This window comes from Comamonas humi (assembly GCF_054782535.1).
The window spans coordinates 156,883-171,849 of sequence record NZ_BAAGSH010000004.1 but is presented as its reverse complement, the minus strand read 5'-3'; the positions used below and the strand labels follow the sequence as shown (position 1 = coordinate 171,849).

Sequence of the window (14,967 nt, the reverse complement as noted above, 5' to 3'; positions counted from 1 at the left end):
GAATGGCGGCGGGGCTCGCTCAGCGGGGTACGAGGAAGATGGACTTCTCTCGTACCCGCTCGTCGTTCTCCTCGGCCTGGATGTCGAAATGGATGGGGTGCGAGCCGGCTTCCTGGCTGCCCCAGCTCTCGTGCGGCAGCTGCAGCCGCACGGCCACCCAGCGGGCCTGGGCCGGCTCCACGGTCACCACCGGCTCCGAGGCCACGGCCAGCCCCGGCAGGCCGCCGGCCGTGATGCGGTAGCTGCGCGGCGCCTCGGTGGCGTTCATGATCTGCAGGCGGTAGACGTTCTCCAACTGGCCGCCGGCCACGATGCGCGCAAGCGATGCGCGGTCGCGCACCACATCCACCTTCAGCGGCGTGCGCACATAGAGGCTGGCCACCATGGCCACCGACAGCGCCAGCAGCACCGCGCCGTAGACCAGCACGCGCGGGCGCAGCACCCGGCGCAGCATGCGCGCCCGGGCCCAGCCCTGAGCCACCGCGTTCTGCGTGGCGAAGCGGATCAGGCCGCGCGGGTACTGCAGCTTGTCCATCACGGTGTTGCAGGCGTCCACGCACAGGCCGCAGCCTATGCACTCGTACTGCAGGCCGTCACGGATATCGATGCCGGTGGGGCAGACCTGCACGCAGAGCTTGCAGTCGATGCAGTCGCCCAGGCCCTGGGCGCGGTAGTCCACGCCCTTGGCGCGCGGGCCGCGGCGCTCGCCGCGCTGCGGGTCGTAGGTCACGATGAGCGTGTCCTTGTCGAACATCGCGCTCTGAAAGCGCGCGTACGGGCACATGTACTTGCACACCTGCTCGCGCAGAAAGCCCGCATTGCCGTAGGTGGCGAAGCCGTAGAAGCCCACCCAGAACAGTTGCCACGAGCCCTGCAGCGCCATCAGCTCGGCCGCCAGCGTGCGGATGGGCACGAAGTAGCCGACAAAGCTGAAGCCCGTCCACAGCGCGATGGCGATCCACAGCGCCTGCTTGAGCGCCTTCTTGCGCAGCTTCTCGACAGTCCAGCTGCCCTGGTCCAGCCGCAGGCGCGCGCTGCGGTCGCCCTCGACCACCTTTTCGATCCACAGGAAGATCTCGGTGTACACCGTCTGCGGGCAGGCAAAGCCGCACCACAGCCGCCCCGCCACCGCGGTGAAGAGGAACAGCGACAGCGCGCTGATGACCAGCAGCCCGGTGAGGTAGATGAAGTCCTGCGGGTACAGCACCAGCCCGAAGAGGTAGAAGCGCCGCGCGCCCAGGTCGAACAGCACCATCTGCCGCTCGCCCCAGGACAGCCACGGCAGGCCGTAGAACACCAGTTGAGTGAGCCACACCATCGCCCAGCGCCAGCGCGAGAACAGGCCGCGGATGGAGCGCGGGTAGATCTTCTGGTGCGCCTCGTACAGCGACACCGAGGCGGCGTCGCCCTCCCCGGCGGCCGCGGGCGCGGCCACGATGGGGATCACCTTCTTGCCGGCGGGCTGGCCGGGGCGCTCGGAACTGCTCATGGCCCGGCCTTACTTCGCCGCCGCGGCCGAGGCGTTCGACAGGCCCCAGACATAGGCGGTGAGCACGTTGATCTGCTGCTCGGTGAGCTTGTCCTCCTGCGCGGGCATCTGGTTGGTCTTGCCGTTGTTGACCATGGCGACGATCGCCGCCTCGCCCCAGCCGTGCAACCAGATGTCGTCACTCAAATTGGGCGCGCCCAGGGCCTGGTTGCCCTTGCCGTCCATGCCGTGGCAGGCCGCGCAGGCGGTGAACTTGGACTTGCCCAGGCTGGCGCGCAGCGAGTCGTGCGGGCTGCCCGAGAGGCTGAGCACGTACTGCGCGAGGTTGCGCACGTCCTCGGACGAGCCCACGGCCGCGGCCATCGGCGGCATAGCACCGGTGCGGCCCTTGGTGATGGTCTCGTGGATCTTGTCGGGCGAGCCGCCGTACAGCCAGTCGCCGTCGCTCAGGTTCGGGAAGCCCTTGCTGCCGCGCGCGTCCGACCCATGGCACTGCGCGCAGTTGTTCATGAACAGGCGTTCGCCGATGGCCATGGCCTGCGCGTCCTTGGCCAGCGCCTCGGGCGCCATGCCGTCGAAGCGGGCGTAGACGGGGGCCAGCTCCTTCGCGGCCTGCTCCACCTCGAGCTGGTAGCGCTGCGCCGAGGTCCAGCCCTTCTGGCCGGCGAAGCTGCCCAGGCCCGGGTACAGCGCCAGGTAGCCCGCGCCGAAGACGATGGTCAGCACGAACAGCCACATCCACCAGCGCGGCATGGGGTTGTTCATCTCGGTCAGGTCGCCGTCCCAGACGTGGCCGGTGGTGTTGTCCGCCGTGGCCTGCACCTTCTTGCGCGAGGTGATGATGAGCAGCAGCAGGCAGGCGGCGATGCCCACGACGGTGATGACGGTCACGTAAAGCGACCAGAAGTTGCTTGCGAAATCGCTCATGGCAGTTCTCGTTGGGGTTGTGCGGTCTCGCCATCCTGGAAGGGCAGCAGCGCGTCCTGCTCGAAGCGTGCGCGGTTGCGGCCGGCGTAGGCCCAGGCGGCGATGCCGAGGAAGCAGGCGAACGAGGCCAGCGTGGCGACGATGCGCATCGTGGTGATGTCCATGGCGGGCCTCCTTACTTCAGCGCCCGGCCCATGACCTGCAGGTACGCGATCAGCGCATCCAGGTCGGTCTTGCCCTTGACGTCTGCCGGCGCGGCGGCGATCTCCTCGTCGCTGTAGGGCACGCCCACCTTGCGCAGCGCGCGCATGCGCGGCTGCACCTCGGCGGGATCGAGCTGGGCCGTGGCCAGCCAGGGATAGGCCGGCATGTTGGATTCGGGCACCAGGTCGCGCGGGTTCAGCAGGTGGATGCGGTGCCACTCGTCGCTGTACTTGCCGCCCACGCGGTGCAGATCGGGCCCGGTGCGCTTGGAGCCCCACTGGAACGGGTGGTCGTAGACGAACTCGCCCGCCACCGAGTAGTGGCCGTAGCGCAGCGTCTCGGCGCGGAAGGGCCGAATCATCTGCGAGTGGCAGTTGTAGCAGCCTTCGCGGATGTAGACGTCGCGCCCCATCAGCTGCGTGGCGGTGTAGGGCTTGAGGCCCGCCACCGGCTCGGTGGTGGACTTCTGGAAGTACAGCGGAACGATCTCCACCAGCCCGCCGATCGCCACCACCAGCAGGATCAGCACGATCATCAGGAAGTTGCTGGTCTCCACCCTCTCGTGGGTGAAGCCGCCAGCGCTGTTTGCGTTGTTGTGCGCCATGGATGAACCTTTGCTTTCGGGGGACTCAGGCCTGCACGGCCTGCGTGGAGGGAACCGGCACCCGCACCGAGCGGCCGGAGATCGCCGTCATCCAGACGTTCCAGGCCATGACCAGCATGCCGATGAGGTACAGCAGGCCGCCGGTGACGCGCACCACGTAGAACGGATAGGTGGCCTTGACGCTCTCGACGAAGGTGTAGGCCAGCGTGCCGTCGGGGTTCACGTCGCGCCACATCAGGCCCTGCATCACGCCGGCGATCCACATCGCGGCGATGTACAGCACGATGCCCACGGTGGAGAGCCAGAAGTGCAGCTCGATGGCCGGCACCGAGTGCATCTTCTCGCGGCCGAACAGGCGCGGCACCAGGTAGTACAGCGAGCCCATGGTGATCAGCCCCACCCAGCCGAGCGCGCCGGCGTGCACGTGGCCGATGGTCCAGTCGGTGTAGTGCGAGAGCGCGTTGACGGTCTTGATCGACATCATCGGCCCCTCGAAGGTGGCCATGCCGTAGAACGACAGCGAGACGATCAGGAAGCGCAGGATCGGGTCGTCGCGCAGCTTGTGCCAGGCGCCCGACAGGGTCATCATGCCGTTGATCATGCCGCCCCAGCTCGGCGCCAGCAGGATCAGCGAGAACACCATGCCGACCGACTGCGTCCAGTCCGGCAGCGCCGTGTAGTGCAGGTGGTGCGGGCCGGCCCACATGTAGGTGAAGATCAGCGCCCAGAAGTGCACGATGGACAGGCGGTAGCTGTACACCGGGCGGCCGGCCTGCTTGGGGATGAAGTAGTACATCATCCCGAGGAAGGCGGTGGTCAGGTAGAAGCCCACGGCGTTGTGGCCGTACCACCACTGCACCATCGCGTCCTGCACGCCGGCGTAGGCCGAGTAGCTCTTCATCCAGCTCGCCGGGATGGCCGCGCTGTTGACGATGTGCAGCAGCGCCACCGCGATGATGAAGGCGCCGAAGAACCAGTTGGCCACGTAGATGTGCCGCACCTTGCGGATGCCCACGGTGCCGAAGAACACGATGGCGTAGGCCACCCAGGTGAGCGCGATCAGGATGTCGATGGGCCACTCGAGCTCGGCGTATTCCTTGCCCGAGGTGTAGCCCAGCGGCAGGCTGATGGCCGCCGCCACGATCACGGCCTGCCAGGCCCAGAAGGTGAAGCTGGCCAGCCGGGGGCAGAACAGCTTCGTCTGGCAGGTGCGCTGCACCACGTAGTAGCTGGTGGCGAACAGCCCGCAGCCGCCAAAGGCAAAGATCACCGCATTGGTGTGCAGCGGCCGCAGGCGCCCGTAGCTCAGCCAGGGAATGCCGAAGCCCAGCTCCGGCCATGCCAGCTGCGCGGCGATGAACACGCCCACCGCCATGCCGACCACGCCCCACACCACGGCCATGATCGTGAACTGCCGCACCACGGTGTCGTCATAATGCGCGGCCGGTGCTTGCGCGGCAGCAGCTGCTTGGGTATCTGTCGCAATCATCGTAGTCCTCGTAGATGTTGCAATCAGTGTCAAACAAACGCCCCGCGGCGGCCTTGACGCACATCAAGGCTCCTGGAGAATGCGCTCCGCCTCCTGGTCCACGCTCTCGAACTGGCCGCGGTACACGGCCCACCACAGCGCCGCCACCACCAGCAGCACCAGCACCACCGACAGCGGGATCAGCAGATACAGGATGTCCATCGCCTGCCCTTCCTTCGTAGATTGCTATTCAATAAGGAGCTGCCTGCGCTTGCTGGATGAGCGCTGGAGCCGTATTTGGCATTGAATCCTCTGGCACACGCGGCCAGCGCGCCAGCCGCGCCGCATTGCCCACCACCAGCAGCGAGCTCAGCGCCATGCCCAGGCCCGCGAGCCACGCCGGCATCCAGCCGGCAATGGCCAGCGGCACGCAGACCGCGTTGTAGAGCAGCGCCCAGGCCAGGTTCTCGCGCACGATGCGCAGCGCGCGGCGCGCCTGGGCAAAGGTGTGCAGCACCTGCCGCAGGTCGCCGCCGGGCACGGCCACGTCGGCCTGCGCCTGGGCCAGCGGCACGGCACTGCCCATGGCGAACGACACATCGGCGCCGGCCAGCACCGGTCCGTCGTTCAGCCCATCGCCCACCATGGCCACGCGCCGGCCCTGGCGCTGCAGGTCCTGCAGCAGCGCGAGCTTGGTATCGGGTGAGCAGCGCCCACACGCATGCGCAATGCCCAGCTCGTTCGCCAGCTGCCACACCGCGGCCTCGCGGTCGCCCGACAGCAGCCAGACCTCGATGCCCTGCGCCTGCAGGGCCTGCACCACGGTGCGGGCCTGCAGCCGCGGCGTCTCGCCCAGCTCGAAGCAGGCCCAGGCCTGCCAGAGCTTCGCGCCGCGGCGCCGGGCGGCCAGCACCAGGCGGGCCGTCTCGCCGGCCTGCCCGGTGAAGGCGGCCGAGCCCAGCCGCACCTCCCACGCGGCCACGGACTCGCCAGCGGCCGACAGCTCCAGCGCCACGGCCTGCAGCCCCTGGCCGATGTGCTCCTGCACCTCGCTCAACTGCCAGCCGGTGGGCGCGTCGGGTAGCGCCACTGCCGCCAGCGCGCCCGCCGCCGGGTGCCGCGAGTACCGCGCCAGCAGGGCCGCCAGCTGCACCACCTGCGCCTGCTGCAGCGCCCCGGCCTGCCGTAGCTGCACCTGCTGCAACTGCAACGTGCCACTGGTCAGCGTGCCGGTCTTGTCGAACACCACCGTGTCCACGCCGGCCAGGGCCTCCAGCGCCTGCAGGCGCCGCACCAGCACGCCGTTGCGCGCCGCGGCGCCCGCCGCCGTCAGCAGCGACACCGGCGCTGCCAGCGACAGCGCGCAGGGGCAGGTCACGATCAGCACGGCCACGGCGGCCATCCAGGCGCGTGCCGGCTCGTCCCGCCACCACAGCAGCGTGGCCGCGGCACACAGCAGCACGCCCCACAGAAAGGGCCGCGCCACGCGGTCGGCCAGGCGCACCACATCGGGCTTTTGCGTGGCGGCCGCGCGCATCAGCGCCACCATGCCGGCATGGATGGTCTGCTCGCCCAGCCGCTCCACGCGCACCTCGAGCGGTGCGCTGCCGTTGCAGCTGCCCGCCACCACCGCGTCGCCCTCGCCCTTGGCAATGGCGGTGGACTCGCCGGTGAGCAGCGATTCATCCGCCTCCGAGGCGCCGCGCAGCACGGTGCCGTCGGCCGCGAAGCACTCGCCCGGCAGCACGCGGATCACATCGCCCACGCGCAGTTCGCGCACGGCCACGGCCTGGGCCGAGCCATCCGCCTGCACGCGCAAGGCGCTGTCGGGCAGGCGGTTCAACGCCTGCTCCAGCAGCCCCAGGTTGCGGTGCCGCAGGCGCTGCTCCAGCAGCCGCCCCGACAGCAGGAAGAACACGAACATGGTGAGCGAGTCGAAGTACACCTCGCCGCCGAAGATGCCGTCCGGATCGAAGGTGCCCAGCGTGCTGACCGCGAAGGTGATGCCCATGCCCAGCGCCACCGGCAGATCCATGCCGATGCGGCGCTGGCGCAGGTCGCGCCACGCGCCGCGAAAGAACGGCCCGCAGGCGAACAGCACCACCGGCAGCGAGATCACCCACGAGGCCCAGCGCAGCAGCGACTCCATCTCGGCGCTGAGGTCGCCGGGCGCGGCCACGTAGGCCGGCCATGCGTACATCATCACCTGCATCATGCAAAAGCCCGCCACCAGCCAGCGCCACAGCGACTGGCGCAGCTCGCGCCGGCGCACCTCGCGCACGGCGGCGTCCATGGCCGGCTGCGCGCGGTAGCCCGCGGCCTCGATGGCGGCCATCCAGCGCGAGGGCAAGGTCTGGCGCGCATCCCAGACGATGCGGGCGCGCTCGGCCGCGGCGCTGACCTCGGCCGACACCACGCCGGGCACCGCCCGCAGCGCCGCCTCGATGGTCAGCGCGCAGGCCGCACACCACATGCCGCCCAGCACCACATGCGACTCCCAGCGCTGCGTGGACCCGTCCAGGCAGCGGCCAAAGCCCGGCCACTCCTGCGGATCATCCAGCAGCAGGGCGCCGCGGGGCTCCGGTGGGGCAAGGGAAGGCTGAGTCTGCATGCCAGGCAGGGTAGCCCGCCTGAATGCAGCAGGTCTTGACCTGTATCAAACCACTGGGAGTGCGTCTTTTCTTACATTGGAAGCACGGCGAGGCGGTTACAAGTAAGGTATCCCTGCCGGCAGCGCCCCGGTGCCGCCCGCTTCCTGTTCCCCCCAAGAAAGGAGAGTGCCATGTACAACCACATCCTGATCGCCACCGACGGCTCCGACCTGTCGGAGCGCGCCGTGCAGCACGGCCTGGCGCTGGCCAAGCTCTGCGGAGCCAAGGTGACGGCGCTGAAGGTCGCGCCGCACTACCCGCGCAGCTACTACGAAGGCGGCATGACGCAGGGGCCCGACGAGATCCACCGCATCGAGGCCGAATGGCGCGCCGAGTCGCAGAAGGTGGTGGACAAGGTCGTGCCCCGCGGGGCGGAGATGCAGGTGGCCGTGACGCCGATGGTCGAGCAGTCGGACTTCGTCGCCGAGGCCATCCTGCAGGTGGCCGAGCGCGAGCACTGCGACCTGGTCGTCATGGCCTCGCACGGCTACCGAGGCCTCAAGCGCCTGCTGCTGGGCAGCGAAACCCAGCACGTGCTGACGCACGCCAAGCTGCCGGTGCTGGTACTGCGCTGATCGCTCGCAACCCATAGAAAAAGAGAGGCCGTGGCCTCTCTTTTTTCGTCCCTTGCCCCGACCCTAGGGTTTTCCTTCATACAGATGCGCTATCGGCACCACGGTTGGTTTACGTAAATACATATAGCATTCATCGATCGCAAATCGTGCCTCGATGCATCCATGAAAAGACTCTCCAGCCTCGCCCTCGCCACCCTCTGCCTCTGCGCCCCGGCCTCCGTGCTGGCCGCGCGCGATTTCACCCCCCAGGCCGGCACCTGGGTGGTCAGCAGCGAACTCGACGGCAAGCCCGGCCGCGGCCTGGCCATTGACGTGCAGGGCAATACCCTGTTCATGCAGGTCTTCGGCTACGAAAAGAACGGCGACGCGACCTTCCACACCGCACTGGGACAGATGGATGGCAATACCGTGACCGCCCCGTTGGTGCGCTACCGTGGCGGACGCTCCTTCGGCAGCGAGGCCCGCGATGCGGTGGAGGATGGCTCGCCCGGCACGGTGACCGTGAGTTTTGCCAATGGGCTGCAGGGGACGGTGCAGTTTCCGGGTGAGGAGGCGGTGGCGATCCAGCGCTTTGCCGTGCCGGACATCGACCATGATTTGCCACGGATTTTCGACTATAAGGCCCCGCTGGCGCCGACCGCCCAGATCGGGCAGCGGCGCCTACAGCGCTGGTATCTGCTAGATGCAGCGGGCAATCCTGCAGGAGAATGGATGGCGACTGTGAGCCGCTGGTGGCCCAAGGTACAGGCCTCCGCTGATGGATTGCCGATACGGGACGATATCGAGTTGTGGCTCACAGGGCAGATGCTGGAACCTAGCTCACCGCAGCAAACCACGACGCAAACCATGCGATGCGTACCGCACGCCAACGACGCGCTGGAATGCACGGCCAAGCCCGATGCTCCGCAGCAGAATGTATTTGACAAGGTGGTGTTCCGCCGCGTGGGCGCAGACATACATGGGCTGGCCTACACAATGCCGAGCGAAACCCGGCCAGCCCAGGAGTTTCGCATTGGCGGCGTGAACGTCTATCTGGATGCCTACCTGACGAGTGATCGTTATTACCGGCATTTCCAATACCACCTGAATTTCATACTCCCCGGAGCGTGCATCACACCATGTCCGAAATCAACTATTTCGTTCATGCCCAACAATGGCACCTGGGTGGTGGCGGATGAGCTGACCGGCAAGCCGGGGCGGGGCATTGGCCTGGACGTGCAGGACACCACGGTGATTGCCCAGGTGTTCAACTACCTGCCTAATGGAAGACCCACCTTCCACATGGGCAGCGCCTCGAACTATCTGTGGTCCAGCGCGAACCTGGCCTTGCAGCACTATGAAGGCGGCCGCTGGTTTGGCGGCCCGGCGCAGTCGGCGCACGAAACCGAAGAGGCTGGCACGTTGCGACTCGCCCCAAATCCAGAGGACCGCACGCTCCTACCCTTGCTCCAGTTTCCCGGCGAAGCTCCAAAGCCGATCCGCCGCCTGGTGCTGGACGGTGGGAGCTGGCAAGAGCGTCTGAAGGGAGTTTGGCTGTTCCGTTGGTTGGGCGAGGCGCCAGATGCACCACCCTTTGTGAACCTGACCCAGACTGGAGAAGACTTCGTGAGCAATGACGATGGCTCCGTGCAATGCAGGCCAGGCTCCGGATCGTCTTCAGTTTTCATTCAATGCCAATGGTATCGAGAGCCCGGGGTCTCCGGGGCAGTCATTCCAGGGCTGCAGGCCGACAACCTGCCCCTTTCCAACGTCATGCAAGCCGTGCGCGTGCGCGACCGCCACGGCAATCTGGTCGGTCTCGGCAATGTGCCACTGCCTTAGTGATTTCCGGCTTCGCCCTATGTGCTCTTCAACGCATCCATGCCCATGAAAAGACTCTCCAGCCTCGCTCTCGCCGCCCTCTGCCTCTGCGCCCCGGCCTCCGTGCTGGCTGCACGCGATTTCACACCCCAGGCCGGCACCTGGGTGGTCAGCAGCGAACTCGACGGCAAGCCCGGCCGCGGCCTGGCCATCGATGTGCAGGGCAATACCCTGTTCATGCAGGTCTTCGGCTACGAAAAGAACGGCGATGCCACCTTCCACACCGCACTGGGACAGATGGACGGCAATACCGTGACCACGCCGCTAGTGCGCTACCGAGGCGGACGCTCTTTCGGCGGCGAGGCCCGTGATGCAGTGGAGGATGGCTCGCCCGGCGCGGTGACCGTGAGCTTTGCGAATGGGCTGCACGGGACAGTGCAGTTTCCGGGCGAAGAGCCGGTGGCGATGGAGCGGTTCATTGCGATGAGCCCGCAGTTCGTGACTGACGAGCTATCACCACGCAAGACAGGACGACGACTCAAAGCCGTCGGCCTGGACGAAGCCGGGCAAGCGGCCATCGCCTGGGACGCCATGCTGAGTCCCGGACAATTGGGCCTGTCTCGGATAACCGGCAAATACAGCTCCCAGCGACTGGACTGCACGGAGCTGCCCCAACTGGAGGCCTACACCTGCGAGGGGCAGGCGCCCGAGGACGGCAGCGCTTGGGTAGCTTCGGCTCAGTTGCGCGTCGTGGGTGCCGATGTGCAGGGCCAGATCGAGGTGCACGACGGTGCAACCCTCCGCCGCTATGTCCTGATGGGCATGGCCATCTACGCCGGCGGCGTTGGCATACCGGAATGCCTGAACTACCAGCAGATCTATGTACAGACTGGGCCCAGCGGCTGCAAGCAGCCCCCGCTCATCACGCCGTCCAGCGGCACCTGGATCGTCGCAGATGAGCTCACGGGCAAACCAGGGCGCGGCTTGGCTATCGATGTGCAGAACGGCCTGGCGATTGTCCAGGTTTTCAACTACCTGGCCGATGGCCGCCCCAGCTTCCACATGGGCAGCGGCGAGTACGCAGGTGTCGCCACTACGATGGAACTCATCCGGTATGCGGATGGCCGCTATTTTGGCGGACCGCAGCGTACGGCCCAGGCTGTGGAGCCAACGGGCCAGCTGCAGTTACAGTTTGCTGTGTCCGATCAGCAGCGCCTGGTTGCACAACGCGTGGCTGGCATGGTGCAGCTCCCCGGCGAGCTGTCCCAGCGCATGCAGCGTCTGGCGCTGGAGCCTGATACCACCAGCCACCAAGGCTTGCTTGGACAGTGGATGCTGGCGTTTGAAGGCCCGGACCAAACCAAGCCATGGAGGGAAACCCGCTTCGTTACGCTGAGCCGCGACCTGGGCGATGCAGCAGCCAGCGAAGACGGCTCTGTGCAATGCAGGCGCCAGCCTCAGGAAGGTTTCTGGCCCCAGCCAGCGGTCTGTGAATGGCGGCGGGAGGACCGCGCCGAGGTCTGGAAGAGCGGCTTTGTACAGCAAACCAATAACCGCAGCGCAAGCACCATGCAGATCCGCGACCGCCACGGCAACCTGCTGGGCCTGGGCAATATTCCGCTACCTCAGCAACCCTAAAAAAAAGAGAGGCCAAGGCCTCTCTTTCTTCAAGGCATCGGCACCAGCCTCGCCTACGCAAACAGCCCCTTGTACTGGTCGCGCAGCAAATTCTTCTGCACCTTGCCCATGGTGTTGCGCGGCAGTTCGGTGGCGACGAAGCAACGCTTGGGGATCTTGAAGTTGGCCAGCTGGCTCTTGAGCTGGGCCACGATCTGCTCGCCGTCGAGCTGCGTGCCAGGCTTGGCGATGACCACGGCCACGCCGACCTCGCCGAAGTCCGGGTGCGGCACGCCGACCAGCGCACTCTCGGCCACGCCGGGCATGTCGTTGATGTAGCCCTCGATCTCGGCCGGGTAGACGTTGTAGCCGCCGGAGATGATCAGGTCCTTGCTGCGGCCGACGATGGTGGCGTAGCCGCGCTCGTCGATCTTGCCCACGTCGCCGGTCTTGAACCACCGGCCGCCCTGTTCATCGGCGGTGAACTCCTCGGCCGTCTTCTCGGGCATGCGCCAGTAGCCCTGGAACACGTTCGGGCCCTGCACCTGGATGTTGCCGATCTCGCCGGCCGGCACGGGCTGGCCGTCGTCGCCCAGCACGCGCACGCCCACGCCCGGCAGCGCAAAGCCGACGGTGCCGCCGCGGCGCTCGTCCTGGCCGCCGAAGCGCGCATCGGCCTGGTAGGGGTTGGACGTGAGCATGATGGTCTCGCTCATGCCGTAGCGCTCGAGGATGGTGTGGCCGGTGCGCTGCTGCCATTCGCGGAAGGTCTCGATCAGGAGCGGCGCCGAGCCCGAGATGAACAATCGCATGTGGCGCACGGCCTCCTTGGTCAGCGCGTTCTCGCCCAGCATGCGCACGTAGAGCGTGGGCACGCCCATGAAGACGGTGGCGCGCTCCATGGCGGCGATGGCGGCCTTGGGGTCGAACCTGGCGAACCAGATCATCTTGCTGCCGTTGATGAGCGCACCGTGGATGGCGACGAACAGCCCGTGCACGTGGAAGATTGGCAGCGCGTGGATCAAGACGTCGCCCTGCTGCCAACCCCAGTAGTCCTTGAGCACGACGGCGTTGGACAGCAGGTTGCCGTGCGTGAGCATGGCGCCCTTGCTGCGGCCGGTGGTGCCGCTGGTGTAGAGGATGGCGGCGATGTCGTCGGCCGCGCGCACGGCGGGCTCGTGGTCGTCGCTGCAGTGCACGGCGCGTTCGAGCAGGCTGCCGTTGCGGTCGTCGCCGAGCGTGAACACGTTCTGCGTGCCGCTGGAGAAAGCGATCTTCGACACCCAGCCGAAGTTCTCGGGCGTGCACACCACGACGGCCGGCTCGGCGTTGCCGACGAAGTACTCGATCTCGGCGCTCTGGTAGGCGGTGTTCAGCGGCAGGAAGACGTAGCCCGCGCGCAGCGTCGCCAGATACAGCGCCAGCGCCTCGACCGATTTCTCGACCTGCACGGCGATGCGGCTGCCGGCCGGCAGCTTCAGCCCGTCCAGCAGGTTGGCGATGCGGGCGCTGGCGCGGTCGAGGTCGCGCCAGCTGTAGTGCAGCGCCTCGCCGCGGGGCGAGGTGGTTTCGATGGCGATCTGGTCGAGATCGGCGGGAAAGGCGGCGCGCAGCGCGCAAAACAGGTTCTGGTTGGTCATGGTGGAAAGGCCTGGAGAACGGAATGCACTAGGAAAAAACGGATGGGAGTCGGACCAGCGCTCAGAATCGCGGCGCGCGCTTGTCCAGGAAAGCGGTAATACCCTCATGGTGCTCGGCCGAATCGGCATAGGCGTAGGGTTCGCGCAACACGGGATCGTCCACTGCGCCCTGCCCCAGCGCACGCAAGGTGCGCTTGTTGAGCCGCGCGGCGCCGGGGGCGAGCCGGGCCACGCGCCGCACGGTAGCGAGCACGTCGGCGGCCAGCTCGGCCGCCGGCAGCACCCGGCTCAGAAAGCCGGCCTGCGCCATCTCGCCCGCCGAGAACACGGCGGCTTCGAGCAGCATCTGCCGCACCTTCATGTCGCCGACGGCGCGCGCCACCAGCGCGGCCTCGCGCGGCGCCATCGGAAAGCCCAGTTTGGCGATGGGTGCGCCAAAGCGGGCATCGTCGGCAGCCAGGCGCAGGTCGCAGCAGCTGGCGATCTCCACGCCCGCGCCCATGCAGGCGCCGCGGATGTGGGCGACCAGCGGCACGTCGCAGTCGAGCATGGCCTGCAGCGCGGGCCAGACCTCGCCGTCGTGGAATGCGGCCAGGCCCTCGGGCGTGAAGCGGAACGCCGGGTACTCGGAGATGTCGCCGCCGGCGCAGAAGGCCTCGCCATCGCCTTCGATCAGCACGCAGCGCAGATCCTGCCTGCGCTGCGCGCTCTCGAAAACAGAGCGCAGCTCGCGCCACATCGCGCGCGACATGGCGTTGAGCCGGCCCGGGTGGCGCAGCACCACGCGCAGCACCTGGGCCATGCCTTCGCCTTCGAGCGGCATGGCGAGCACCTGTCCTGCCATGGGGATTCCTTCTATTCGATCTTGACGTTGGCGGCCTTGACCACCTGGGCCCAGCGGCGCACCTCGTCGTGCACGAAGGCGGCGAACTGCGGCTGCGTCATGCTGCCGTACTCGGCGCCGTTCTTGGCCCAGACGGAGCGGATGTCGGGCGATTCGCCCAGCTTGCGCACCTCGTCGAGCATGCGGTTCTGGATGGGCTGTGGCGTGCCCTTGATGGCCCACAGGCCGTACCAGGTGGCGACGTTGTAGTCGGGCAGCCCCACGTCGGCGGCGCAGGGCACGTCGGGCAGCGCGGGGTTGCGCTGCGCGCCCGCCACCAGCAGCGCCTTGATGCGCCCCGCGGCGATGTGCGCGGCGGACGAGCCCAGACCGTCGAAGAGCATGTCCACCTCGCCGGCGATCAGGCCCTGCAGCGCCGGGCCGGCGCCCTTGTAGGGCACGTGCAGGATGTCGGTCTTGGTCTGGATCTTGAACAGCTCGCCCGCCAGGTGGTGGCTGCTGCCGGGGCCGGCCGATGCGTAGGTGAGCTTGCCGGGGTTGGCGCGGATCTGCGCCAGCAGCTCCTGGAAGCTGGCGGCCTTGATCTTCTTCGGGTTGATGACGATCACCTGCGGCACCTTGGCCAGCATCGCCAGCGGCAGCAGGTCCTTCTCGATGTCGTAGTCGAGCTTGGGGTAGACCGAGGGCGCGATCACATGGTGCGTGCCGCCCATGAAGAAGTAGTAGCCGTCCGCCGGCTGGCGCGCCGCGACGCTGGCACCCAGCGTGCCGCCGGCGCCGCCGCGGTTGTCGATGACCAGGGTCTTGCCCGTAGTCTTGGCGAATTGCGCGGACAGCGGCCGGGCGAACGCATCGGTGCCGCCCCCCGCGGGAAACGGCACGATCCAGGTCACGGGCTTGGCGGGCCAGTCGTGGGCCGCGTCGGCCCAGGCCCAGGGGGCGGCCAGCGCCGCGCCCGCGCCTGCGGCTGCCTGGGTGAGAAAACGCCTGCGGCCGCGCTGCGGCAGTATGGATGGGTGCATGCTGGTCTCCTTGGTTGTAATGCGCCGTGCCGCTCATGCATGCGGCGCCGGCAGGGAATCGCGGACCTCTTGTTATCAAAAAATGAGCTGCTTGCGCTTGACTCTCAATGGTTTTATATATTTTTC

At 67.5% G+C, this 14,967-nt stretch carries 13 protein-coding genes; 3 read left to right on the top strand and 10 right to left on the bottom strand.

What is annotated here, in order from left to right; all coding sequences use genetic code 11:
* Positions 1 to 19: 19 nt before the first annotated feature.
* The 7 genes from ccoG to ACYVKR_RS03685 form a co-directional block, all read right to left on the bottom strand.
* On the bottom strand, positions 20 to 1,489 hold the full coding sequence (gene ccoG / locus ACYVKR_RS03715; RefSeq protein ID WP_460479449.1) for a CcoG/RdxA/FixG family protein: 1,470 nt from the start codon (positions 1,487 to 1,489) through the stop codon (positions 20 to 22).
* 9 nt (positions 1,490 to 1,498) lie between these two features.
* Positions 1,499 to 2,416 carry a cytochrome c family protein gene (ccoP, locus tag ACYVKR_RS03710; RefSeq protein ID WP_460479448.1) on the bottom strand — a complete coding sequence of 306 codons (918 nt, stop codon included), beginning with the start codon at positions 2,414 to 2,416 and terminating at the stop codon, positions 1,499 to 1,501.
* On the bottom strand, positions 2,413 to 2,580 hold the full coding sequence (locus ACYVKR_RS03705; protein WP_460479447.1) for a cbb3-type cytochrome oxidase subunit 3: 168 nt from the start codon (positions 2,578 to 2,580) through the stop codon (positions 2,413 to 2,415). Before ACYVKR_RS03705 ends, ccoP begins: the two co-directional genes overlap by 4 nt.
* A gap of 11 nt (positions 2,581 to 2,591) precedes the next feature.
* Complete coding sequence (ccoO, locus tag ACYVKR_RS03700; protein WP_460479446.1) at positions 2,592 to 3,224, bottom strand: cbb3-type cytochrome c oxidase subunit II; 633 nt, start codon at positions 3,222 to 3,224, stop codon at positions 2,592 to 2,594.
* 25 nt (positions 3,225 to 3,249) lie between these two features.
* The gene (ccoN, locus tag ACYVKR_RS03695) at positions 3,250 to 4,713 is read right to left on the bottom strand and encodes a cbb3-type cytochrome c oxidase subunit I (RefSeq protein ID WP_460479445.1); all 1,464 of its coding nucleotides are present in this window, start codon (positions 4,711 to 4,713) and stop codon (positions 3,250 to 3,252) included.
* 63 nt (positions 4,714 to 4,776) lie between these two features.
* On the bottom strand, positions 4,777 to 4,914 hold the full coding sequence (gene ccoS / locus ACYVKR_RS03690) for a cbb3-type cytochrome oxidase assembly protein CcoS (RefSeq protein WP_460479444.1): 138 nt from the start codon (positions 4,912 to 4,914) through the stop codon (positions 4,777 to 4,779).
* A 28-nt stretch (positions 4,915 to 4,942) separates the two neighbouring features.
* Complete coding sequence (locus ACYVKR_RS03685) at positions 4,943 to 7,303, bottom strand: heavy metal translocating P-type ATPase (protein ID WP_460479443.1); 2,361 nt, start codon at positions 7,301 to 7,303, stop codon at positions 4,943 to 4,945.
* A 171-nt stretch (positions 7,304 to 7,474) separates the two neighbouring features.
* On the opposite strand from ACYVKR_RS03685, the gene ACYVKR_RS03680 reads away from it, so the two are divergent.
* The 3 genes from ACYVKR_RS03680 to ACYVKR_RS03670 all read left to right on the top strand — a co-directional run bounded on the left by ACYVKR_RS03680 (position 7,475) and on the right by ACYVKR_RS03670 (position 11,356).
* A complete protein-coding gene (locus tag ACYVKR_RS03680; RefSeq protein WP_460479442.1) occupies positions 7,475 to 7,918 on the top strand; it encodes a universal stress protein in 444 nt (147 codons plus the stop codon).
* A gap of 162 nt (positions 7,919 to 8,080) precedes the next feature.
* Entirely contained in the window at positions 8,081 to 9,739 is a 1,659-nt protein-coding gene (locus ACYVKR_RS03675) for a hypothetical protein (RefSeq protein WP_460479441.1), read from the top strand.
* A 45-nt stretch (positions 9,740 to 9,784) separates the two neighbouring features.
* Positions 9,785 to 11,356 (top strand): hypothetical protein, encoded by a 1,572-nt coding sequence (locus tag ACYVKR_RS03670; RefSeq protein ID WP_460479440.1) that lies wholly within the window; start codon positions 9,785 to 9,787, stop codon positions 11,354 to 11,356.
* 53 nt (positions 11,357 to 11,409) lie between these two features.
* On the opposite strand, the gene ACYVKR_RS03665 is transcribed toward ACYVKR_RS03670, so the two are convergent.
* The 3 genes from ACYVKR_RS03665 to ACYVKR_RS03655 form a co-directional block, all read right to left on the bottom strand.
* On the bottom strand, positions 11,410 to 12,975 hold the full coding sequence (locus ACYVKR_RS03665; protein WP_460479439.1) for a malonate--CoA ligase: 1,566 nt from the start codon (positions 12,973 to 12,975) through the stop codon (positions 11,410 to 11,412).
* 61 nt (positions 12,976 to 13,036) lie between these two features.
* Positions 13,037 to 13,819 (bottom strand): enoyl-CoA hydratase/isomerase family protein, encoded by a 783-nt coding sequence (locus tag ACYVKR_RS03660; RefSeq protein ID WP_460479438.1) that lies wholly within the window; start codon positions 13,817 to 13,819, stop codon positions 13,037 to 13,039.
* Positions 13,820 to 13,830: 11 nt separating this feature from the next.
* Positions 13,831 to 14,841 carry a Bug family tripartite tricarboxylate transporter substrate binding protein gene (locus ACYVKR_RS03655; RefSeq protein WP_460479437.1) on the bottom strand — a complete coding sequence of 337 codons (1,011 nt, stop codon included), beginning with the start codon at positions 14,839 to 14,841 and terminating at the stop codon, positions 13,831 to 13,833.
* Positions 14,842 to 14,967 lie beyond the last annotated feature (126 nt).

Coding starts and splice junctions, on each gene's coding strand:
- ccoP (WP_460479448.1), bottom strand. CDS start 2,416: ATGAGCGATTTCGCAAGCAACTTCTGGTCGCTTTACGTGACCGTCATC.
- ccoG (WP_460479449.1), bottom strand. CDS start 1,489: ATGAGCAGTTCCGAGCGCCCCGGCCAGCCCGCCGGCAAGAAGGTGATC.
- ccoN (WP_460479445.1), bottom strand. CDS start 4,713: ATGATTGCGACAGATACCCAAGCAGCTGCTGCCGCGCAAGCACCGGCC.
- ccoO (WP_460479446.1), bottom strand. CDS start 3,224: ATGGCGCACAACAACGCAAACAGCGCTGGCGGCTTCACCCACGAGAGG.
- ACYVKR_RS03660 (WP_460479438.1), bottom strand. CDS start 13,819: ATGGCAGGACAGGTGCTCGCCATGCCGCTCGAAGGCGAAGGCATGGCC.
- ccoS (WP_460479444.1), bottom strand. CDS start 4,914: ATGGACATCCTGTATCTGCTGATCCCGCTGTCGGTGGTGCTGGTGCTG.
- ACYVKR_RS03675 (WP_460479441.1), top strand. CDS start 8,081: ATGAAAAGACTCTCCAGCCTCGCCCTCGCCACCCTCTGCCTCTGCGCC.
- ACYVKR_RS03665 (WP_460479439.1), bottom strand. CDS start 12,975: ATGACCAACCAGAACCTGTTTTGCGCGCTGCGCGCCGCCTTTCCCGCC.
- ACYVKR_RS03655 (WP_460479437.1), bottom strand. CDS start 14,841: ATGCACCCATCCATACTGCCGCAGCGCGGCCGCAGGCGTTTTCTCACC.
- ACYVKR_RS03680 (WP_460479442.1), top strand. CDS start 7,475: ATGTACAACCACATCCTGATCGCCACCGACGGCTCCGACCTGTCGGAG.
- ACYVKR_RS03670 (WP_460479440.1), top strand. CDS start 9,785: ATGAAAAGACTCTCCAGCCTCGCTCTCGCCGCCCTCTGCCTCTGCGCC.
- ACYVKR_RS03685 (WP_460479443.1), bottom strand. CDS start 7,303: ATGCAGACTCAGCCTTCCCTTGCCCCACCGGAGCCCCGCGGCGCCCTG.
- ACYVKR_RS03705 (WP_460479447.1), bottom strand. CDS start 2,580: ATGGACATCACCACGATGCGCATCGTCGCCACGCTGGCCTCGTTCGCC.